Below are 20,597 nucleotides of genomic sequence, written 5' to 3'. Positions count from 1 at the left end.
CACTCGGGTCGTTCACGGACGGGGCGCCGAACCGGCCGCAACCGCCCGGCCGGGGGTGTCCCGGACGGGCGGTTGCGAACGGCGGGCGTCTTACGGGTTGGAGCCGACGATCGTCGGGATGGTGCTGGTGCCGGTCACCTTCACGGCGTAGTTGCCCTTGAAGGTGGGCTTGGTCGCGGTGGTGACGACCGTGCCGCACCCGGTGGCCGCGGTGACGGCCAGGTCACCGGAGACGCTGTTGACCGCCAGGATGCCGGTGGAGTTGGTGTAGGTGCCGGACGCCTTGCCCGCCACGGTGAAGTGGCAGGCACCCGCGACCACGTTCGCCTGGACGCTGCCGACGTAGCCCGAGGTGACACCGGTCGAGGCGTTGTAGTCCTGCGCGACGACGTGCCAGGTCCCGATCGGGGTGGCCGTGACGGCGCCCAGGATGCTGGTGCACGGGGACGCCGTGGTGCCGAAGTTGATGGCGGTGATGTCGGCGACCGACGCGGGGTTGCCGGTGGCGCTCGCCATGGTGCCCGACGCGCCCGACGTCGTACACGTCATCGGGATGTTGGCGGTGAGCACGATGTTCCCGCTGTTGGTCGCCGTGAAGTTGGACGGCGACGGGCTGACGGTCCAGACGGTGGACGCGTTGGCGGAGGCGGGGGCGACGGCGATGCCGAACGCTGCCGCGCCCGCGCCCGCCACGACGGCGATCCTTCTGATGGACTTCTTCATGGCTCTGGGACTCTCCTCGTGGATTGACCGGCAGAGACGGACCGCCGCGGAACGGATGGAGCGGGAGTCGTGCGGTCCGGGGGATCGGAAACCTCGATCGCGAGCACCGACGTTACTTGCGGGAAACTTGGCCGAACAATGCCGCCGACCATGATTCTTTGAAAAGGGCAATCATCTGTCCAGTGGGTGAGCAGTCGGCGCGCGGCCTTAGTCATCCGCTGCTAAGGCCGATTCGTCGCCGGTCCGCCCCGCGAGTGCGGGCGAGAAGTCCGGAATGTGCCGCGCCGAACGCCTTCCAGGGCGTCCGACACGCAGCAGAGTGATAAATCGGGGGCCTCTTTTTATAGGCGGTCTGACAGGCCGGGGATGGCCGAAGAGAATGTCGTCGAAAAGTCAGAATCCGCTCTTGCCTGCCGAGGTTACCGGGCCGTAACGTGCCGGGTACGGCGCTGATCTCCAGGTCGGTGGCCCACCGCCGCCCGGAGACACGACGGGCGATTTCCGGCCCTTGCCCTCCTTCGGGTCCGGTCGTCCGCAGGCAGGGCCCGCGGATCCAGTCCCCCCGGAGGCGCGCGGCCCTGCCCTGTCTGTCGGAGACAAGTGCCGGGCCGCTTTTTGTCTGCGCGGTGACAAAGACGGGAAGCGCGGCAGGAACCCGGTGCCCGCCTATTGTCAGTGAACCGTGCACCGACTTAACGTGCGCTCCTCGGTGCACACCTGACCCACTCTTGTCGGAGGTGATATGGGAATCGAAGTGGTGGTCGAGGGTCTGACCAAGTCCTTCGGCAAGCAGAACATCTGGCAGGATGTGACCCTCACCCTTCCGGCCGGGGAAGTCAGTGTGATGCTGGGGCCCTCCGGAACCGGAAAGACCGTCTTCCTGAAGTCGCTCATCGGGCTCCTCAAGCCGGAGCACGGCCGTGTCCTCATCAATGGGGTCGACATGGTCAACGGACCGGAACGCGACATCTTCGAGACCCGGAAACTCTTCGGCCTCATGTTCCAGGACGGCGCCCTCTTCGGCTCCATGTCCCTCTTCGACAACATCGCCTTTCCGCTGCGCGAGCACACCCGCAAGAAGGAGTCCGAGATCCGCCGCGTCGTCATGGAGCGGATCGAGGTCGTCGGCCTGCTCGGCGCGGAGGGCAAGCTGCCCGGCGAGATCAGCGGCGGCATGCGCAAACGCGCCGGACTGGCCCGCGCGCTGGTCCTGGACCCGCAGATCATCCTGTGCGACGAACCGGACTCCGGCCTCGACCCGGTGCGCACCGCCTACATCTCGCAGCTGCTGATCGACCTGAACGCGCAGATCGACGCGACGATGCTGATCGTCACCCACAACCTGGACATCGCCGCCACCGTCCCGGACAACATGGGCATGCTCTTCCGGCGCGAACTGGTCACCTTCGGGCCCCGCGAGGTGCTCCTCACCAGCGACGAACCCGTGGTCGCCCAGTTCCTCGCCGCCCGGCGCGAGGGGCCCATCGGCATGTCCGAGGAGAAGGACGCCGCCACCCTCGCCGCCGAGGCCGCCGCCCTGCCGGAACCGGCCGGACCGCGCGAGATCGTCCCGCAGCTCGAACCGTCCCCCGGAATGCCGCCGCGCCGCGCCGTCATGCGGCGCCGCGAACGGGTCCTGGGCATGCTCGACCGGCTGCCGCCCGCCGCCCGCGCCGCCATCGAGCGCACCTACGCCGCCTCGGGCGCGGCCACCCTCACGCTGCCCACCAGCGGGAGCGGCTCGTGATCACCGGTGCCCTGCGGCAGACCGGCCGGCTCTTCGCACTCGCGGCGGAGGTCGGCCGGGCCATCTTCAGACGGCCCTTCCAGTTCCGCGAGTTCATCGAGCAGTTCTGGTTCCTGGCCAGCGTCACCATCCTGCCCGCCGCGCTCGTGTCCATCCCGTTCGGCGCGGTGATCGCCCTCCAGGTCGGCTCGCTCACCCAGCAGCTCGGCGCGCAGTCCTTCACCGGCGGCGCCAGCGTGCTCGCCGTGGTGCAGCAGGCCAGCCCGCTCATCGTGGCACTGCTGATCTCCGGCGCTGGCGGCTCCGCGATCTGCGCCGACCTCGGCTCGCGCACCATCCGCGAGGAGCTGGACGCCATGGAGGTCATGGGCGTCTCCCCGGTGCAGCGCCTGGTCGTCCCGCGCGTGCTGGCCGCCATGGGCGTGGCCGTCCTGCTCAACGGACTGGTCTCCGTGGTCGGCATCCTCGGCGGCTACTTCTTCAACGTGTACCTCCAGGACGGCACCCCCGGCGCCTACCTGTCCAGCTTCTCCTCGCTCGCCCAGCTCCCCGACCTGTACGTCAGCGAACTCAAGGCGCTCGTCTTCGGGTTCATCGCCGGCATCGTCGCCGCCTACCGCGGACTCAACCCGCGCGGCGGCCCCAAGGGCGTGGGCGACGCCGTCAACCAGTCCGTCGTCATCACCTTCCTCCTGCTCTTCTTCGTCAACATGGTGATGACGGGCGTCTACCTCCAGATCGTCCCGCCGAAGGGAGGCTGAGGCCGTGGCCTCCCCGCTCGTCTGGCTCGACCGCTCCGGCGACCAGCTCCTGTTCTATCTGCGCTCCCTGCTGTGGATCCCGCGCACCCTGCGCCGCTACCTCAAGGAGGTGCAGCGGCTGCTCGCCGAGGTCGTCTTCGGCACCGGCGGCCTCGGCGTCATCGGCGGCACCATCGGCGTGATGATCGCGATGACCCTGTTCACCGGGACCGTCGTCGGCCTCCAGGGCTACGCCGCGCTGGACCAGATCGGCACCGCCGCGTTCACCGGGTTCGTCTCCGCGTACTTCAACACCCGCGAGATCGCCCCCCTCGTCGCCGGGCTCGCCCTGTCCGCGACGGTCGGCGCCGGTTTCACCGCCCAGCTCGGCGCCATGCGCATCAACGAGGAGGTCGACGCCCTCGAAGGCATGGGCATCCGCTCGCTGCCCTACCTGGTCACCACCCGCATCATCGCCGGGGTCGTCGCGATCATCCCGCTCTACGCGATCGGACTGCTCTCCTCCTACCTGGCGTCCCGCTACGTCACCGTCCTGTTCAAGGGCCAGTCCCGGGGCACCTACGACCACTACTTCGGGCTGTTCCTGTCGCCCACGGACGTCCTGCTGTCCGTGCTGAAGGTGCTCATCTTCAGCGTGATGGTGATCATCGCCCACTGCTACTACGGCTACCGCGCCACCGGCGGCCCCGCCGGTGTCGGCGTCGCCGTGGGCCGCTCGGTACGCAACGCCATCGTGCTGATCGGCGTCACCGACTTCTTCCTCTCGCTGGCCCTGTGGGGCGCCACGACGACCGTGAAGGTGGCGGGGTGAGATGAGCAGACCCAGCACCGAGACGCTGAGCCGCAGGCTGGCCGGGGTGGTGTTCCTGGTGGTGCCCGCCCTGCTGATCTGGCTCGCCGTCGCCGTCTACGACAAGCAGTTCACCGACTCCGACCCGGTCGTCGTGGAGACCGGCAGCGTCGGCAACGAGATGCACCTGGGCGCCGAGGTGAAACTGCGCGGCGTCGTCGTCGGCGAGGTCCGCTCCATCGAACCCACCGACCACGGCGCCCGGCTCACCCTCGCGCTGCGACCGGGCGCCCTCGGCGACATCCCCTCCGACGTGAGCGCGCAGATGCTGCCGACCACCCTGTTCGGCGCCCGGTTCGTCGCCCTGGTCCCGCCCGCGCACCCCTCCTCCACCCCGCTGACCGCCGGAGCGACCATCCCGCAGGACCGCTCCGCGAACGCCGTCGAACTCCAGCAGGTGCTGGACAACGTGCTGCCCATGCTGACCGCCGTCCAGCCGCAGAAACTCTCCGCCACCCTGTCCGCCGTCTCCCAGGCGCTCCAGGGCCGGGGCGCGAAACTCGGCGACACGCTCACGCAACTCGACGCGCACCTCAAGAAGTTCAACCCGGACCTGCCCGCCCTCAACCGCGACCTGAAGGAACTCGTCAAGGTCAGCCAGGTCTACGCCGACGCCGCCCCGGACATCGTCACCGCGCTCACCGACTTCACCACCACCACCGGCACCCTGGCCGAGAAGGACGCCGACCTGGCCGGCACCCTCGGCGCCACCACCCGCACCGCCGAGGACCTGACCTCCTTCCTGCGGCAGAACAAGGACAACATCATCCGGCTCAGCGCCACCTCGAAGCCGACCCTGCGGCTGCTCTCCGCGTACTCCTCGTCCTTCCCGTGCACCCTGCGCACCCTCGCCGACTTCGTGCCCCGGATGGACAAGGCCCTCGGCAAGGGCACCGACCGGCCCGGCCTGCACGTCGACGTCACCACCGTCCCCTCGCGCGGCGCCTACGTGCCCGGCCGCGACACCCCCTCCTACGACGCCTCCGGCGGCCCGCACTGCTACCCGGTGCCCTACCTCGGCGTCCCCGCGCGGCCCGCCGCACAGGTCGCGGCCACCGCCCGGCAGGACCTCGGACCCGCCAACTCCCCGCAGGAGAACGACCTCGTCAACGAGCTCCTCGCCCCGGCCACCGGCAAGCCGTCCGCCGACCTGCCGGACTGGAGCAGCCTGCTCGCCGGTCCCGCCCTGCGCGGCGCGGAGGTGACCCTGAAATGACGTCCCCGCGCAGCGCGCACACCCGGCGCCGCCCGCTGACCGGCCCCGTGCTGAAGTCCCTCGTCTTCGTCCTGGTCACCGCGCTGGCCACCACCGTCCTCGGACTGAGCGTCGCCAACCGGGGCGTCGGCGACGGCACCCGCTCCTACAAGGCGCTGTTCACCGACGTCACCGGACTCGTCGACGGCGACAGCGTGCGCGTCTCCGGAGTGAAGGTCGGCGAGGTCACCGACATCCGCGTGGTGAACCGGCGCACCGCCCAGATCACCTTCAGTGTCCGCGACGACCGCACCCTGCCCCGCTCCACGACGGCCGCCGTGAAGTACCTCAACATGGTCGGCCAGCGCTACATCGCCCTCGACCAGGGCAGCGGCGACCTCGGCGGCACCCTCGGGGCCGGCGACACCATCGCCCTCGACCACACCGCGCCCGCCCTCGATCTGACGCTGCTCTTCAACGGCTTCAAGCCGCTGTTCGAAGGGCTCTCCCCGAAGGACGTCAACGAACTCGCGGGCTCGATCGTGCAGGTCCTCCAGGGCGAGGGCGGCACCGTCGACAGCCTGATCCGGCACATCGGCTCGCTCAGCACCACCGTCGCCGCCAAGGACCAGGTCATCGGCGCCGTGGTGAAGAACCTCAACACCGTGCTGACCACCCTCAACGAACGCGAGGCAGGCTTCGACACCCTCGTCGACACCCTCCGCCGGCTCGTCAGCGGCTTCAACGACGACCGCAAGCCGCTGGGCCGGGCCGTCGCCGCCATGGGCGATCTGACCACCGTCACCGCCGGACTCCTCCAGGACGGACGCGCCCCCCTCAAGCAGGACATCCGCGAACTGGGCCGGCTCTCCGGCACCCTGGGCGACGCCACCGGGCAGATCCAGGACTTCCTGGCCAAGAGCCCCGCCAAGATGACCGCCCTGGCCCGGCTGTCCTCCTACGGATCCTGGTTCAACCTCTACCTCTGCGAGGCGCGCGTGAGCGGAGTCAGCACCTCCGACGGCTCGAAGCCGCCCACCGGCATCGCCGTCACGGAACCGAGGTGCGGCGCATGACCCTCCTGCACCGTCCCCGCCCCGTCGAGCGGGACGCCGAACCGCGCCGCGCCCGCCGGCCCCTGTTCAAGCCGGTCAAGGAACGCAACCCGATCGCCGTCGCCCTGGTCGGACTGCTCCTGCTGGCCCTGCTCACCGTCTTCGCCTACAACGCCGACCGGCTGCCCCTGATCGGCGGCGGCACCACCTACAGCGCCGACTTCAGCGAGGCCGCCGGACTCGACAAGGGCGACGAGGTGCGCATCGCCGGTGTCAAGGTCGGCAAGGTCACGGGGGTCGCCCTGGACCGCGGCAGGGTGAAGGTCACCTTCGAGACCAAGAACGCCTGGATCGGCGACCGCACCACCGCCGCCATCGCCATCAAGACCCTGCTCGGCGACAAGTACCTGGCGCTCGACCCGCTGGGCGCCGGCCGCCAGGACCCCGGCGACCGCATCCCGCTCTCCCGCACCACCTCGCCCTACGACGTCACCCAGGCGTTCCAGGACCTCAGCTCCACCGTCGACGAGATCGACACCCAGCAGCTCGCCAAGAGCTTCGAGACCATCTCGCAGACCTTCAAGGACTCGCCGCCCGCCGTGCGCAACGCCGCCACCGGCCTGTCCGCCCTGTCCAAGTCGGTCTCCAAGCGCGACGCCGAACTCTCCCAGCTCCTCAAGGGCAGCGCCCGCTTCACCCAGACCCTGAAGAACAAGAAGTCCAGCTTCGAGACGCTCATCGAGGACGGCGGCTCCCTGCTCGGCGAGCTCCAGGACCGCCGCGACGCCATCCGCGCCCTGCTCACCGGCAGCAGGGCGCTCGCCACCCAGCTCAGCGGCCTCGTCCAGGACAACGACAAGCAGCTCGGGCCCACCCTCAAGGCACTCGGCCGCGTCACCGACGTACTGGCCGCGAACAACACCCAGCTCGACAAGACCCTCGCCCTGGTCGGCCCGTACTACCGGCTCGTCGGCAACACCCTCGGCAACGGACGCTGGTTCGACAGCTATCTGTGCGGAGTCGTCCCGCGCGACTACCTGCCCGCCGGGTCCCAGCCCGCCACCGGATGCATGCCGCCCGAGCAGTCCGCGCAGAACCGGGGGAGCGGTCAGTGAACAGCAAGCGCAGCAGACTCCTCGCCGCGGCCGTCGCCCTGGTGGTCGTCGCGGCCGGCCTCGCCGTCGCCCGCGTCCTGGACTCCGGCGGCACCCGCGTCACCGCCTACTTCGACCGCGCGGTCGGCATCTACGCCGGATCCGACCTGCGCATCCTCGGAGTGCGGGCCGGCGCGGTGAAGTCCGTGCGGCCGCAGGGCACCCAGGTGCGGGTCGAACTCGAACTCGACGACGGCATCCAGGTCCCCCGGGGCGCGCACGCCGTGATCGTGGCGCCCAGCGTCGTCGCCGACCGGTTCGTGCAGCTCACCCCCGCCTACCGGTCCGGGCCCGCCCTCGCCGACGGCGCCGTGCTGCCCGCCTCCGGCAACCGCACCCCCGTCGAGATCGACCAGCTCTACGCCTCGCTCACCGACCTCAGCAAGGCACTCGGCCCCGACGGCGCCAACTCCACCGGAGCACTGTCCGACCTGCTGAAGACCGGCGCGGCCAACCTGAACGGCAACGGCAAGGCCATCGGCGACAGCATCGAGCAGTTCGGCAAGGCCGCCAAGACGCTCAACGGCTCCAGCGACGACCTGTTCGCCAGCCTCGGCAGGCTCCAGACCTTCACCACCATGCTCAAGGACAAGGACGCCGACGTCCGCACCGCCCAGGAGCGCCTGGACACCGTCGTCAGCTTCTTCGCCGACAACAAGAACGATCTCGCCGGGGCGCTCGCCGAACTCGGCAAGGCCCTCGGACAGGTCAAGCAGTTCATCCAGGACAACCGGGGCGAACTGAAGAAGAACGTCGACAAGCTGGTGCCCCTCACCCAGACCCTGGTACGGCAGCGGGCCTCGCTCGCCGAGGCCCTGGACGTCGCGCCGCTGGCCGCGAGCAACGTCGTGGGCGCCTACGACCCCGACCACCGCAGCCTCGACGGCCGGGCCAACCTCAACGAGATCAGCATGGGCGGCCCGCTGCTGCCGCTGCCCGCCACCGGCGGCGCCGCGGCCACGGACGGCGCCACGGGGAAGGGGGACCGATGAAGCGCTCCATCCGCACCGGCGGCGCGGCCCTGGGCGTCACGGCGGGCGGACTCGTCGCCCTGGCCCTCGGCTTCGCCCTGGCCTTCGGCGCGTTCTCCGTCGACGCGCCCCGCTTCGACGGCATCGAGGACCTGCCGCTGCCCGGCGGCGCCGACCTCGGCTCCCACCCCTACACCGTCACCGCCGAACTCGACGACGTCCTCAGCCTCGTCCCGCAGGCGGCGGTCAAGGTGGACGACGTTGCCGTCGGCCGGGTCACCGCCATCAGCCTCGACGGCTGGAAGGCCCGCGTCACCATGAAGATCAACGGCGATGTGCGGCTGCCCGCCGACGCCGGTGCCCGCCTGGAGCAGTCCAGCCTGCTCGGCGAGAAGTACGTCCAGCTCGTCGCCCCCGCCAAGGACACCAGCACCACGCGCCTCACCGACGGCAGCGTCATCCCCGTCTCCCGCACCGGCCGCAACACCGAGGTCGAAGAGGTCTTCGGCGCGCTGTCCCTGCTGCTCAACGGCGGCGGCGTCAACCAGCTCAAGACCATCACCCAGGAACTGAACACCGCCCTGGGCGGCCGCGAACCCCAGGTCCGCTCCATGCTCCAGCGCGTCAACACCCTCGTCACCGACCTCGACCAGCACCGCGACGACATCACCGACGCCCTCGACAGCGTCAACCGGCTCGCCGCCACCCTCGCCCACCGCAAGACCGACGTACAGACCGTCCTCACCGGCCTCTCACCCGGCCTGAAGACCCTGGACGAACAGCGCGGCGCCCTGCTGACCATGCTCCGCTCCCTCGACACGCTGTCCGGCGTCGCCGTCTCCACCGTCAACGCCAGCAAGGACGACATGGTCGCCGACCTGAAGGCCCTCGCGCCCACCCTGAAGGCCCTCGCCGACGCGGGCGCCGACCTGCCCGACTCGCTCCAGGTGCTGCTCACCTACCCGTTCACCGACGAGGTGATGACCGGCATCAAGGGCGACTACCTCAACGTGTACCTGAACATGGCCGCCGTACCGGGCACCCAGATCATCCCGCCGCTGGTACCGGGATCCACCGCCTCGCCCGCACCCACCGGCACGGCCTCCGCACCCGGGACGGCCCGCCGCGGCCTCGGCCGCGACCCGGCGCCGAAGTCCGTCCCGTCCGTGCCGCTGCCCCTGCCCTCCGTCCCCACCCCCGCCAAGGACGGAGGCACCCACCGGTGATCACCCTCGCCGTACGGCTGAAGAACCTCGCCTTCCTGGTCATCGCCGTCCTCGTCCTCGGCTTCGTCGGCATCCGCTACGCCGACCTCGGCCGCTACGTCGGCGTCGCCGACTACTACACCGTCGATGTGCAACTCCCGCGCACCGGCGGACTCTTCACCCACTCCGACGTCACCTACCGCGGCGTGTCCGTCGGCCGGGTCGGGCCCATCGACCTCACCGCGGACGGTGTCACGGCGGAACTGCGCCTGAAGAAGTCGGCTCCGCACATCCCCGCCGACACCCGGGCCGTCGTCGCCGGGCTCTCCGCCGTCGGCGAGCAGTACATCGACCTGCGCCCGCGCAGCGACGACGGCCCCTACCTCAGCGACGGAGCCCGGATCGAACAGTCCGACACCGAGGTGCCCGCACCCGTCACCGACGTCCTGAGCAGCGTCGACGACCTCACCAAGTCGGTGCCGCTGGACGATCTGCGCACCGTCGTCGACGAGTTCGGCAAGGCCTTCGAGGGCCACGGCGACGACCTCCAGGTGCTCCTGGACAACGGCAGCGAGTTCGTCCGGGCGGCCGACCGGGCGCTGCCCTCCACCACCCGGCTGATCGACGACGGCGAGACCGTGCTCCGCACCCAGGCCGAAGAGGGCCGCGCCGTACGCGACTTCGCCACCGGCGCCACCCAACTGGCCGCCACCCTCAAGGGATCCGACGCCGACCTGCGCCGGCTGCTGACCGTCGCGCCCGACGCCGCCACCCAGATCAGCGGCGTCCTGCGCGACCTCGACCCCAGCCTGGGCGTGGTCCTCGCCAACCTGCTCACCACCTCCGAGGTCGCCGTCACCCGGCAGCACGGCATCGAGGAGCTGCTCGTGAAGTACCCGGCGGCCGTCGCCGCGGGCGCCACCGCGGTCGACGGCGGAAAGGTCAACCTCGGCATGGCCGTCACCTTCTTCAAACCCCTGCCCTGCACCGCCGGTTACGGCGCCACCCGCTACCGCAACGGCCTCGACCTCGGCACCGCGCCCCCGCTCAACACCGACGCCTCCTGCACCGCGCCCGCCTCCAGCGGCATCGGCGTACGCGGCTCGGCCCACGCCCCCGGGAGCGGCGCGGTGCCCGACCCGGCCAAGCCCGCCTCCCTGCCCTCGGGCAGCGGCACGGCCGCCACGGGCACCGGCACGGCGGGCCCGGGATCCGCCGCACCGCTGCCGGGCGCGCTCGCCCTGCCGGGTGTCGGCGGCGGCGCCCCGGCCGGCCTCGCGGACCTGCTCGCCCCGGCCGGCGAGGGGGACCGGTGAGGCGGGCGCGCGTCCTGGCGGGCGCCGCTCTCGCCCTGGCGGCGGCGTTCTGCGGCGCGGGCGCGTGGACGTACGCCCAGGCCCGCGGCGACGACTCGCTCGCCTACGGCCGGGCCCGTGACGCGGTGCTCGCCGACGGACGCCGGAACATCGCCGTCCTCACCACCTTCGACGCGTCCACGCGGCAGACGGCGCAGGCGGGCGTCAGCGCCTGGCGGGCCGCCTCGACCGGGCCGCTCCAGGAGGAACTGGGCCGCACCGAGGCGAAGACGGGTGCCTCGGCGCGCGGCACGGTCACCGAGGCCGCCGTCACCGCGCTCGACACCCGGGCCGGTACCGCGAAGCTCATCGCGACCGTCCGCGTGGACGTCACCCCCGCCGGGTCGAAGACCCCGACCACGGACCGCAAACGGCTGGAAGCGGTGCTGGCCCGCACGGGCGAGGACGAGTGGAAGGTCAAGGCACTGGACGCGGTACCGCTCGCCCGGACGGCGGAGGACGGTGACGGCCGATGAGCAGGCTGCTGCGCACGAGGCGCGGGCATTCCGCCGACGCGGACACGGCAATCACGGAAGACACGGCGGACACAGCGAACCCGGCGGACGAAGCGGCGGCGCCCGAGCCACGGGACGAGAGCGGGGCGCCCGACGCGCCGGAGACGGCCGACGAGGCGGAGGGCGCCGAGAACGCGGCCGACACCGATGACCCGGCCGACACCGACGACCCGGCCGACACCGACGACACGGCCGAGGCGCCTGCCGCACCCGCCCGCCGCTCGCGCCGCGCACTGCTGCGCCGGTCCGCGCTCGCCGCGCTCGCGCTCGTGCTCGTCCTGGCCGGCGGCGCCTTCTTCTACGGCGCCCACCACCTGCGCTCGGCACCCTCCGCCCGGAACACCGCGCTGACCGACAACGAGGCCACCACCCGGGTCGCCGGTGACATCGGCAACGACCTCGCCCGCGTCTTCTCGTACTCACCGGACGGCCTCGACGCCACCGAGCGCTCGGCCAGGTCCGTCCTGACCGGGAAGGCGGCACGCCAGTACACCGAACTGGTCGGCCGGATCCGCGCGGACGTCGCCAAGCAGCGGGTGACCCTGAGCACCCAGGCCGTACGCGTCGCCGTGGTCGAACTCCACGGCGACAGAGCCACGTTGCTGGTCTTCCTCGACCAGGTGTCCCGCCGGGACAAGGGCAAGGCGACCGCCGCCGCGGCCCAGCTCGTGGTGACCGCCCAGAAGGAGGGGGACCAGTGGCGGATCGTCGACATGCAGACCCGCTGACGGCGGGCGGGAACGGCAGACGGGAGCACCCCATGAAACGCACGGTCCGCACCTGGGCGGCCGGGCCCCGTGCCCTGCCGGCCGCGGCCCTCGCCCTCACGCTCCTCGCGGGCGGCTTCGCGGCGTGGGCGGGCTGGGACTGGTACGGCGCGGCGCACGACGACGCGGCGGCGTACGCGGTCCAGCGCGACAAGGCGCTGTCCGCCGGTGAGCAGGCCGTGCAGAACCTGAACACCCTGGACCACAGCAGCGTCGACCGGGGACTCGATCTGTGGGAGTCCTCGACGACCGGCGAACTCCACGACCAACTCGTCTCCGGGCGCAAGGAGTTCACCACACAGGTGAAGTCGGCGAAGACGGTCACCACCGCCCGGGTGCTGTCGGGGGCCGTCACCGAACTCGACGACCGGGCCGGACGCGCCCGGGTGCTCGTGGCCCTGCGGGTGACGGTGAAGGCGCCCGGCGGCCAGAGCACCGACAAGGACAGCCGCATGCTCGGTGAACTCACCCGCACCGGCGGCGGCTGGAAGCTGAGCGCCCTGGGCCAGGCACCCGTGGGCGGCACCTCGGCCGGCTGACCCCTGCCCGCCCCGCAGCAGCCGGCCGCCGCACGAGAGGACGACACCGATGTCGACGACCCGTCACCACATCAACCGCCAGCGCCGCCGCCAGGCCCGCGGCCTCCCGCCGGAGACCGCAGCCGCGGCCGGGCAGGAGCCCGCCCGGTCTCCCGCCGCCGTGGCCGTCCTGCCCGCGCGCACCGCCTCGCCCGGCCCGGACACCACGCCCGGCGCGGCCACCGGGAACACCACCCGGGCCGCCGCGGACAAGGCCGCCGGGTCCGCCGCGGACACGGCCGCGCCGAGCCGCCGCACCGGGAAGCGCCGTCCGTCCCGCAACCTGGTCCTGGCCGTGCTGTGTCTGCTGACGCTCGTCCTCGGCGGCTTCGCCGGCTGGGCGCACGGGCGCGCCCAGAGCCTGCGGGACGACCCCGCGGTACGCAACACCGCCCTGACCGACCCCGCCCGGACCAGCGAGATCAAGACCCAGACGGAGAAGGCGGTCACCGCGCTCTTCTCCTACGACCACGCATCGCCCGCCGCGTACGACAAGGCCGTCAGGACGCTGCTCACGGGGAAGGCGGTGGCCCAGCACCGGGCCCTGCTGGACGCCGTGCGGACCCGCGCCGACCAGCAGAAGGCGGTCATCACCACCACCGTGACCGACAGCGCGGTCGAGCGCATCGACGGCGACCGGGCGCGGGTCCTCGTCTACGCCGACCAGAGCAGCGTCAGCACCGCCGGGACCAAGGACAGCAAGGACGCCAAGGACAGCAAGAACAGCAAGAACAGCAAGGGATCCGAGGGCGGGCAGCAGGCACAGGACCAGGGGACCTACGCCGGTGCCATGTTCGCCGTGGACGTCGTCCTGAGCGGCGGCCGCTGGCTCGTCTCCGGCATCGACACCTTCGGCCGCTGAGAACACATCCCGTCCGCCCCGCCCACCTCATCGACACGGAGTGAGAGCCATGCCCGTACGCCGCGTACGACGTCTGAGCGCCCGCACCCGGCACGGCCTGCGCACCACCGCCGTCGCCGTGGCCGCGGTCGCGGCGCTCACCGCCTCGCAGGCCCCCGGCGCGCTGGGGTCGGACGGCCGGGGAACCGGCCGTCCGGCGGCCGACGACGAGCAGGCGACGGCGGCGCGGGGCGCCCCGGCGCCCGCCGTTCCCGCTCCCGCCGCGGCGCCCGGTGACGGCTCGTACCACACCGAACTCCCGCCTCTGGTCACGCAGTCCGGCGGCAAGCCGCTGACGGCACGTCAGACGGCCGACGTACGCGCCGAGTCGGGCATCCCCGGTACCGTGCTGGCCGCCTACCGCGCCGCCGAGCGGTCCGTCGCCCGCACCGACCCGGGCTGCCGGCTGCCCTGGCAACTGCTCGCCGCGATCGGCAAGGTGGAGTCCGGGCAGGCGAGTGGCGGCGCGGTGGACCGGCAGGGCACGACCCTGGGGCGGATCACCGGCCCGGCGCTCGACGGCCGGGGGTTCGCGCTGGTGAGGGACACCGACGGCGGGGTCCTCGACGGCGACCCGGTGTACGACCGCGCGGTGGGCCCGATGCAGTTCCTGCCCTCCACCTGGAACGGCTGGGGCGCCGACGGCAACGGCGACGGCCGCGCCGACCCGAACAACGTCTTCGACGCGGCCCTGGCCGCCGGGCACTACCTGTGCGCGGGCGGCCGGGACCTGGGCCGAGCCGCCGACCTGGACCGGGCGGTGCTCAGCTACAACAACTCCCGGGAGTACCTGGACCTGGTCCGCTACTGGCTGGACTTCTACCGCCATGGTGTGCACAGCGTGCCGGACGGCAAGGGTGTCATCCCGAAGTCCCCGGGCGCGGGCGGCGACACCCCGGCGACCAAGCCCGTGGACGGCGGCGGAGGGGACACGGGGCACGGCGGGGGCGGCAAGGACGGCGGCGGAATCATCATCGGCCCCGACCCCGGGCCCTCCGGCCCCGGCAGGCCCCGCCCCTCGCACCCCGCCCCGTCGTCCGGCCCGTCCTCCCCGGCGCCCACCCCCACCGGCGGTCCGTCCCCGTCGCACCCGGGGTCTCCGTCGCCGGACCCCTCGGGCACCGGCGACCCGTCCTCGACACCGGAGCCCAGCGGCTCGGCGTCCCCCACGGACTGCCCGTCGCCCTCGGGGAGCCCGTCCCCGGACGGCACCGGACAGCCGCCCACGGGCGATCCCACGTCCGACCCCACCACCGGCCCCTCCTGCCCGGCGGCCCCTCCGGAGGCCGCACAGCTGTAGGGAGCGGCAGGAGGAGGGAGCGGCAGGGGAAGGGAGCGGCAGGGGGAGGCGCCCGCGGGAGGGGCGGGCGCGCGGGCGCCGGGGCAGGCAGGGCCCCGGCCCGTGGGTCATCCGGGCGGGCAGACGGTGTCCGGCCGGGCCGTGGCCCAGCCCTCGCCCACCGCGCGCACACTGACGTGCGGCTGCGGCCCCGGCTGCCGCGGCGGCGCCGTCGACATCCCGCCGTCGGTGCCCGGCGGCACGGAGTGCGGCAGCCCGGGGCTTGGTTCGCCGGAGCCCGGCGAGGGGCTCGCGTCCGCCCCGCTCCAGTGCAGGGCGTGCACGGCGGTGCAGGTCAGCTGTTCCATCGCCGTCGTGTCCAGCCGTTCCACCCCGGCGGGGAAGCGGACGGTGACGGTGCCCTCGGCCAGGGTGACGGCGGCCCGCCCCGGCAGGGCGGGCAGGGCCGTGGTCAGCTTCCGGGCCTCGTCGCCGACGGGCCCGGCCAGCAGCAGCCGTACGGCGCCCTCCACCGGGTCGCCGATGCCCTTGGGGAGCCGCCGGGGCACGGGCCGCAGGGTCCCGTCGGCGACGAAGTAGAGCGTGATCCGGGCGGGGACGCCGACCGCCGGTGTCCCGGCGTCGATCACTCCCGAGGTGGGCACCCCGCAGCCCGCGAGGGCCAGCAGGGCGCCCGTGAGGGCCGCGGCGGCGGCCGTGCGCGGGGCGCGTCTCATACGCCGTCCTTCCTCTCGGCCCACTCAGCCCATTCAGTCCATTCAGCCCTTTCGGACCTTTCGGCCCCTTCGGACCTTTCGGTCCCTTCGGCGGCCATGGGGTCGTGCCCCTCCCCGGCCTCCGCCGCTCCGGTCGGCGGCCCCGGCCGCAGCGGCAGCTCGACCGTGAACACCGCGCCGCCGCCGGGGCCGTTGGCCGCCCGGACGCGTCCGCCGTGCAGACGTACGTTCTCGGCGGTGATGGCGAGCCCGAGTCCGCTGCTCTCGCTGCGGGTGCGGGCCCGGCTCGCCTTGTAGAAGCGCTCGAAGATGTGCGGCAGGTCCGCCTCGGGGATGCCGGGTCCCCGGTCGGCCACGGTGAGCACGGCCCAGCCGCCCTCGGCGGTCAGCCGCAGGGCCACCGGCGGTGCCCCGTGCCGCAGCGCGTTGCCGACCAGATTGGCGACCACCACGTCCACCCGGCGCGGATCGACCCGGGCCCGCAGGCCGCCCGGCTCCGGCAGGTCCGCCGCCACCCGGTCCAGCCAGCCGCGGGCGGCGAGCGTGTGCCGCACCGACTCGGCCAGGTCGATGTCGTCGGCGCCGAGTTCGGCGGCGCCCGCGTCGAAGCGGGAGATCTCCATCAGGTCGTCGACCAGCCGGGCCAGCCGCGCGGTCTCCTCGCTGACCAGGCGCACCGCCTCGCCGGTGACCCGGTCCAGCCGGGACGACTCCTCGTCGAGCACGTCGGTGACCGCCGTCATCGCGGCGAGCGGGGTGCGCAGTTCGTGCGAGACGTCGGCGGCGAAGCGGCGGGCCCGCTCCTCCATGCGGCGCAGCTCGGCCACGGACTGCTCCAGCGCGGCGGCGGTGTCGTTGAACGTCCGCGACAGCTCGGCCAGTTCGTCGGAACCGCTCACGGCCAGCCGGGTGTCCAGGTGCCCGGCGGCCATCCGCCGGGTGGCCCGGCCCAGGGCCCGGACGGGGCGCAGCACCCCGCGCGCGACCAGCAGCGCGATCAGCACGGCGAGGCCCAGCGCGGGCAGGGTGGCCCGTTCGATGGCGGTGATCAGGGCCTGCACGTAGAGCTGTTCGGTCTCCTGCGGGACGACCAGGTAGAGCACGAGGCCGGTCGGGGTGGGGGAGACGCCGCCCGAGGAGGCGTAGGTGACGGGCAGGCCCACGACGAGGTAGGCCCGGCCGTCGTGGCGCACCCGCTGGAAGACGGCGGCGGCCCGGGTGCTCACGGAGCGCCGCAGCTCGGGGGTGAGGACGTCGAAGCTGTCCTGCGGTCCGTAGACGGCGCGCAGGCCGCCGTAGGTGGCCAGGAAGCGCCACTGCTGCGAGCGGTGCGTGTAGGCGAGGTCGGCGACCATGCTGTTCAGGTCGGCCTTGCCGGGGGTGTCGGGGAAGCTGGGCGCCCGCGCGTCGACGCTGTCGCGGAACTGCCGGACCACCGCGTCCTGGCTCTGCTGGAGCACTCCGGTGCGGGCCTCGCGGAAGGTCAGCACACCGGTGCTCAGGCAGCTGACGACGGCGACGACGGTGAAGCCCGCGACGAGCCGGAGCCGCAGGCCGCCGCGCAGGGAGGGGCGGCGCGGTCTCACGGCGACCGGAAGCAGTAGCCGAAGCCGCGCACGGTGTGGACGTAGCGCGAGGTGCCGCCGGGTTCGCCGAGTTTGCCGCGCAGGCGTTTCACACAGGCGTCCACCAGGCGTATGTCCCCGTGGTAGCTGTGCTCCCAGACCGCTTCCAGCAGTTGCTGGCGGCTGAGGACCTGGCCGGGGGAGGCGGACAGGGCGAGCAGCAGCCGCAGTTCGGACGGGGCGAGGTCGACCGGGTGGCCCCGGTGGGTGACGCGCAGCCCGGTCCGGTCGATGCCCAGCTCGCCGTGGGTCTCGGCGCGGGGCCGGGCGGCGCCGGTGTGCGGGGCGTCCAGACGGCGCAGCAGGGCGCGGATGCGGGCGTCCAGGACGCGCGCCTGCACGGGCTTGACCACGTAGTCGTCGGCACCCGCCTCCAGGCCGACGATCATGTCGACGCTGTCGCCCTTGGCGGTCATCATGATGATCCCGACCTGCTCGCGGTCCCTGATCCGGCGGCACACGTCGAGGCCGGGCAGTCCGGGCAGCATGAGGTCGAGGACGACCACGTCCGGGCGGAAGGCGCCGAGCTGCTCCAGGCCCTCTTCGCCGGTGGCGGCGGCGCAGACGTCGTGCCCCTGATGGCGCAGGGCGAGCCGGACGCCCTGGCGCACGGCGGCGTCGTCTTCGATGAGCAGGATCCGGGGCATGGCGCCCAGTATGTGCGGGCCGCGGGCGGCGACGGCCGCCGGGGCCGTCCGCGACCGGGAACTGTTACCGAAGGATCATATGAAGACCCCGGCGGCACCTCGGAAAGCCGCCGTTACGTTTCCGTGACCTTTCGGTCCAGAGGGCATCACATGAGGTCATCAGCCTGTGCGCCATGCCCAGAACCACGCCCAGCCCGGACACCGGCCCCGGCGCGGACGGCATCCGCAGCCGTCGCACCGTCCGCCGCGCCTCCCGCCGCCGCGCCCGCCACCGCCGCCGCGTGTACCTGCTCTGCGCGCTGGCCGCGGCCGGTGCGCTCGGCGCCGCGGCCCTGCTCGCGGGCGGCCAGGACGGCGCCGACCGCGCGTCGGCGGCCGGAGGCGGCGCGACCTCGTCCGCGTCCACCGGGAAGGGGCGTACGCAGGCGGCGGACGCCGGGCGGCACGCGGCCGGCCGGGCCGCCCCGTCCGGGAAGGCGACCGGCGGCGCGGGAGAGACACCGGGCGCGCGCGGCAAGGGCTCCGACCCGCACAAGACCGGCAACGGCGTCTTCCACACCGCGCACGCCACCGGCAAGCAGGCCGGTACGGGTACGCTCCGGCGCTACGAGGTCCAGGTCGAGGAAGGCACGGGCATCGCGCCCGACGAGGCGGCCCGCGAGATCGAGGGCATCCTCGCCGACCGGCGGGGCTGGACCGCCGACGGGCACGACGCCTTCCAGCTCGTCTCCCAGGGCCCCCTCGACTTCGTGGTGCGGATCGCCACGCCCGACACCGTGGACCGCATCTGCGGCGCGGCCGGACTGCACACCCGCGGGGAGGTCAACTGCGACGTGGGCAGCCAGGTGATCGTCAACCTCAAGCGCTGGAACCAGGGCTCGCCCGAGTTCCCGGGCCCCCTCCACGAGTACCGCGCCCTGATCGTCAACCACGAGGTCGGCCACCGCATCGGCCACGGCCACGAGGCGTGCCCCGGAGCCGGACGGCCCGCGCCCGCCATGATGCAGCAGATCGACGGGCTGCACGGCTGCGTCGCCAACGCCTGGCCCTACGACGCCAAGGGCCGCTACCTCGGCGGACCCGCCGTGCCCTGAGCGTCGCCCTCCGGCCGCACCGCCCGCTCCGGCAGCGGACCGGGTACGGCCGGACCGAGGGCGACCTGCCCGGGAGCAGCAGGACCGAGCGCCGCGGTGCCGTCGCCGCCGCCGTCGCCATGGCCGCCGCCGTCACAGTCGGCGGTACGGCGGGTCAGCCGCCGTACGTCCGGCACGCACAGCACGGCCAGGGTCAGCACCAGCACCAGCGCCGAGCACCCCCACAGCGCGGCCGGCCGGCCCACCGCGTCCTGCACCGGACCGGCCGCCGCCGTCGCCACCGGCACCAGCGCCAGCGACCCGAGCCAGTCGTAGGACGACACCCGCGAGAACTTCTCCTCCGGTATCTCCTGGTGCAGCGCGGACATCCACGCCACCGCGAACACCTCGACGCTCACCCCCGTCACGAACAGCACCGCGACCAGCACGGGCGTCCCCACCGGCACGGCCAGCGCGGCGGACGGCAGCGCCAGCGGCAGCACGCCCAGCACCCCCACCAGCAGCAGCCTGCGCGGCGCCCAGCGCGTCATCAGCAGCCCGCCCAGCAGCGTGCCCACCCCGAAGGCGGCCAGCGCGAGACCCCACGGGCCCGCTCCGCCCAGCCGCTCCCGCGCGACCAGCGGCCCGTACACCGACTCGGCCGCCGCGACCACCGCGTTCACCACGGCGAACTGCGTCACGATCGACCACAGCCAGGGCCGCCCGGCCACCTCGCGCCACCCCTCGCGCAGATCCGCCAGGAGGCCGGTGCCGCCCCGCCGCCCCGGCACGTCCCGTACGTCCAGGAAGGCCCGCAGCGCCGCCGCGACGGCGAAGGCCCCCGCGTCGGCCGCCAGCACCCAGCCCGGCCCGGTCGCGGCGGCCAGCGCCCCGCCCAGCGCGGTGCCGAGGATGCCCGCGCCGTTCACCCCCATCCGGAAGGCCGCGAACGCGCGCCCGGACTCGCTGCCGGAGACGGTGGCCAGCACCATCCCCTCGGCGGCCGGGGAGAAGAACGCCTGGCCGGTGCCGCCCAGCGCGGCCAGCAGCGCCATCTGCCACACCCGCGCGGTGCCGGTCAGCACCAGGACGGCGAACAGGCCCTGCGAGGCGCAGTTGAGCGCGTTCGCCGCGACCATCACACGGTGCCGGGGCACCCGGTCCGCCAGCGCCCCGCCGATCAGCACGAACAGCACCAGCGGCACGGTCCGCGCCGCCGCGACCAGCCCCACGTCGGTCGCCGAGCCGCCGGCCGCCAGTACCGCGAAGGCCCCCGCGACCAGCGCCCCGGAACTGCCGAGCCCCGAGACGACGGCGGCGGCGGTGAGCAGGGTGTAGTTGCGCCCGGCCCAGGAGGGGCGACGAACAGGGTTTCGACGGGGAAGCACCCACGGAGTATCCCTGGTGCGTCGTATCACCGGTGCGTCCGGGGAATCCGCGGCGGAGTCAGCGGCGGAAC

20 protein-coding genes are annotated in these 20,597 nt (G+C 73.2%); 15 read left to right on the top strand and 5 right to left on the bottom strand.

Translation table 11 applies throughout. The features are described from left to right. Positions 1-90: 90 nt before the first annotated feature. A complete protein-coding gene (locus tag ACWDYF_RS17000; RefSeq protein ID WP_018564498.1) occupies positions 91-723 on the bottom strand; it encodes a hypothetical protein in 633 nt (210 codons plus the stop codon). 742 nt (positions 724-1,465) lie between these two features. On the opposite strand from ACWDYF_RS17000, the gene ACWDYF_RS16995 reads away from it, so the two are divergent. Genes ACWDYF_RS16995 through ACWDYF_RS16930 form a run of 14 tightly spaced genes read left to right on the top strand, consistent with a single transcriptional unit; the run spans position 1,466 to position 15,077 of the window. After that, a complete protein-coding gene (locus ACWDYF_RS16995) occupies positions 1,466-2,470 on the top strand; it encodes an ABC transporter ATP-binding protein (RefSeq protein WP_381739698.1) in 1,005 nt (334 codons plus the stop codon). After that, positions 2,467-3,231 (top strand): MlaE family ABC transporter permease, encoded by a 765-nt coding sequence (locus tag ACWDYF_RS16990; protein ID WP_018564496.1) that lies wholly within the window; start codon positions 2,467-2,469, stop codon positions 3,229-3,231. The genes ACWDYF_RS16995 and ACWDYF_RS16990 overlap by 4 nt, the downstream gene beginning before the upstream one ends. 4 nt (positions 3,232-3,235) lie before the next feature. Further along, entirely contained in the window at positions 3,236-4,042 is an 807-nt protein-coding gene (locus ACWDYF_RS16985; RefSeq protein WP_064535770.1) for an MlaE family ABC transporter permease, read from the top strand. Between the two features lies 1 nt (position 4,043). Beyond that, on the top strand, positions 4,044-5,297 hold the full coding sequence (locus tag ACWDYF_RS16980) for an MCE family protein (RefSeq protein ID WP_381739701.1): 1,254 nt from the start codon (positions 4,044-4,046) through the stop codon (positions 5,295-5,297). After that, on the top strand, positions 5,294-6,352 hold the full coding sequence (locus ACWDYF_RS16975) for an MCE family protein (RefSeq protein ID WP_018564493.1): 1,059 nt from the start codon (positions 5,294-5,296) through the stop codon (positions 6,350-6,352). Before ACWDYF_RS16980 ends, ACWDYF_RS16975 begins: the two co-directional genes overlap by 4 nt. Further along, a complete protein-coding gene (locus ACWDYF_RS16970) occupies positions 6,349-7,446 on the top strand; it encodes an MCE family protein (RefSeq protein ID WP_381739703.1) in 1,098 nt (365 codons plus the stop codon). Before ACWDYF_RS16975 ends, ACWDYF_RS16970 begins: the two co-directional genes overlap by 4 nt. Next, on the top strand, positions 7,443-8,477 hold the full coding sequence (locus ACWDYF_RS16965) for an MCE family protein (RefSeq protein ID WP_389468482.1): 1,035 nt from the start codon (positions 7,443-7,445) through the stop codon (positions 8,475-8,477). Before ACWDYF_RS16970 ends, ACWDYF_RS16965 begins: the two co-directional genes overlap by 4 nt. Then, a complete protein-coding gene (locus ACWDYF_RS16960; RefSeq protein WP_389468479.1) occupies positions 8,474-9,682 on the top strand; it encodes an MCE family protein in 1,209 nt (402 codons plus the stop codon). Before ACWDYF_RS16965 ends, ACWDYF_RS16960 begins: the two co-directional genes overlap by 4 nt. After that, positions 9,679-10,977, top strand: a complete 1,299-nt coding sequence (locus tag ACWDYF_RS16955; RefSeq protein ID WP_389468476.1) for an MCE family protein — start codon at positions 9,679-9,681, stop codon at positions 10,975-10,977. Before ACWDYF_RS16960 ends, ACWDYF_RS16955 begins: the two co-directional genes overlap by 4 nt. Continuing rightward, positions 10,974-11,492 (top strand): hypothetical protein, encoded by a 519-nt coding sequence (locus ACWDYF_RS16950; RefSeq protein ID WP_389468474.1) that lies wholly within the window; start codon positions 10,974-10,976, stop codon positions 11,490-11,492. Before ACWDYF_RS16955 ends, ACWDYF_RS16950 begins: the two co-directional genes overlap by 4 nt. After that, entirely contained in the window at positions 11,489-12,259 is a 771-nt protein-coding gene (locus ACWDYF_RS16945; protein WP_389468471.1) for a hypothetical protein, read from the top strand. Before ACWDYF_RS16950 ends, ACWDYF_RS16945 begins: the two co-directional genes overlap by 4 nt. A gap of 32 nt (positions 12,260-12,291) precedes the next feature. Then, the gene (locus ACWDYF_RS16940; protein ID WP_018564486.1) at positions 12,292-12,837 is read left to right on the top strand and encodes a nuclear transport factor 2 family protein; all 546 of its coding nucleotides are present in this window, start codon (positions 12,292-12,294) and stop codon (positions 12,835-12,837) included. Between the two features lie 49 nt (positions 12,838-12,886). Then, positions 12,887-13,738 (top strand): hypothetical protein, encoded by an 852-nt coding sequence (locus tag ACWDYF_RS16935; protein ID WP_381739711.1) that lies wholly within the window; start codon positions 12,887-12,889, stop codon positions 13,736-13,738. Positions 13,739-13,787: 49 nt separating this feature from the next. Beyond that, positions 13,788-15,077 carry a lytic transglycosylase domain-containing protein gene (locus tag ACWDYF_RS16930; protein WP_389468468.1) on the top strand — a complete coding sequence of 430 codons (1,290 nt, stop codon included), beginning with the start codon at positions 13,788-13,790 and terminating at the stop codon, positions 15,075-15,077. A 107-nt stretch (positions 15,078-15,184) separates the two neighbouring features. Here ACWDYF_RS16930 and ACWDYF_RS16925 read toward each other — a convergent pair whose 3' ends face one another. From ACWDYF_RS16925 to ACWDYF_RS16915, 3 genes are read right to left on the bottom strand one after another with little or no spacing between them, the layout of a single operon-like run. Next, positions 15,185-15,793, bottom strand: coding sequence for a hypothetical protein (locus ACWDYF_RS16925; RefSeq protein WP_389468464.1), 609 nt, complete (start codon positions 15,791-15,793; stop codon positions 15,185-15,187). Continuing rightward, positions 15,790-17,379 carry an ATP-binding protein gene (locus ACWDYF_RS16920; protein WP_389468461.1) on the bottom strand — a complete coding sequence of 530 codons (1,590 nt, stop codon included), beginning with the start codon at positions 17,377-17,379 and terminating at the stop codon, positions 15,790-15,792. The genes ACWDYF_RS16925 and ACWDYF_RS16920 overlap by 4 nt, the downstream gene beginning before the upstream one ends. Continuing rightward, positions 17,376-18,065, bottom strand: a complete 690-nt coding sequence (locus tag ACWDYF_RS16915; RefSeq protein WP_018564481.1) for a response regulator transcription factor — start codon at positions 18,063-18,065, stop codon at positions 17,376-17,378. Before ACWDYF_RS16915 ends, ACWDYF_RS16920 begins: the two co-directional genes overlap by 4 nt. Before the next feature lie 173 nt (positions 18,066-18,238). Between ACWDYF_RS16915 and ACWDYF_RS16910 the strand changes: the two genes are divergently transcribed. After that, positions 18,239-19,159: a DUF3152 domain-containing protein gene (locus ACWDYF_RS16910; protein ID WP_389468457.1), complete on the top strand. Its 921-nt coding sequence runs from the start codon at positions 18,239-18,241 to the stop codon at positions 19,157-19,159. On the opposite strand, the gene ACWDYF_RS16905 is transcribed toward ACWDYF_RS16910, so the two are convergent. Further along, a complete protein-coding gene (locus ACWDYF_RS16905) occupies positions 19,132-20,526 on the bottom strand; it encodes an MFS transporter (protein WP_389468455.1) in 1,395 nt (464 codons plus the stop codon). The genes ACWDYF_RS16910 and ACWDYF_RS16905 overlap by 28 nt on opposite strands. Positions 20,527-20,597 lie beyond the last annotated feature (71 nt).

Source organism: Streptomyces sp. NPDC003284, assembly GCF_053589675.1.
The sequence above is the reverse complement of the archived record's forward strand: the minus strand, read 5'-3'. Positions and strand labels throughout refer to the sequence as shown.

What these genes read in the sequence shown, in the direction of transcription:
- ACWDYF_RS17000 (WP_018564498.1), bottom strand. Translation starts at nt 723, where the DNA reads ATGAAGAAGTCCATCAGAAGGATCGCCGTCGTGGCGGGCGCGGGCGCG.
- ACWDYF_RS16995 (WP_381739698.1), top strand. Translation starts at nt 1,466, where the DNA reads ATGGGAATCGAAGTGGTGGTCGAGGGTCTGACCAAGTCCTTCGGCAAG.
- ACWDYF_RS16980 (WP_381739701.1), top strand. Translation starts at nt 4,044, where the DNA reads ATGAGCAGACCCAGCACCGAGACGCTGAGCCGCAGGCTGGCCGGGGTG.
- ACWDYF_RS16975 (WP_018564493.1), top strand. Translation starts at nt 5,294, where the DNA reads ATGACGTCCCCGCGCAGCGCGCACACCCGGCGCCGCCCGCTGACCGGC.
- ACWDYF_RS16970 (WP_381739703.1), top strand. Translation starts at nt 6,349, where the DNA reads ATGACCCTCCTGCACCGTCCCCGCCCCGTCGAGCGGGACGCCGAACCG.
- ACWDYF_RS16960 (WP_389468479.1), top strand. Translation starts at nt 8,474, where the DNA reads ATGAAGCGCTCCATCCGCACCGGCGGCGCGGCCCTGGGCGTCACGGCG.
- ACWDYF_RS16945 (WP_389468471.1), top strand. Translation starts at nt 11,489, where the DNA reads ATGAGCAGGCTGCTGCGCACGAGGCGCGGGCATTCCGCCGACGCGGAC.
- ACWDYF_RS16940 (WP_018564486.1), top strand. Translation starts at nt 12,292, where the DNA reads ATGAAACGCACGGTCCGCACCTGGGCGGCCGGGCCCCGTGCCCTGCCG.
- ACWDYF_RS16935 (WP_381739711.1), top strand. Translation starts at nt 12,887, where the DNA reads ATGTCGACGACCCGTCACCACATCAACCGCCAGCGCCGCCGCCAGGCC.
- ACWDYF_RS16930 (WP_389468468.1), top strand. Translation starts at nt 13,788, where the DNA reads ATGCCCGTACGCCGCGTACGACGTCTGAGCGCCCGCACCCGGCACGGC.
- ACWDYF_RS16925 (WP_389468464.1), bottom strand. Translation starts at nt 15,793, where the DNA reads ATGAGACGCGCCCCGCGCACGGCCGCCGCCGCGGCCCTCACGGGCGCC.
- ACWDYF_RS16915 (WP_018564481.1), bottom strand. Translation starts at nt 18,065, where the DNA reads ATGCCCCGGATCCTGCTCATCGAAGACGACGCCGCCGTGCGCCAGGGC.
- ACWDYF_RS16910 (WP_389468457.1), top strand. Translation starts at nt 18,239, where the DNA reads ATGCCCAGAACCACGCCCAGCCCGGACACCGGCCCCGGCGCGGACGGC.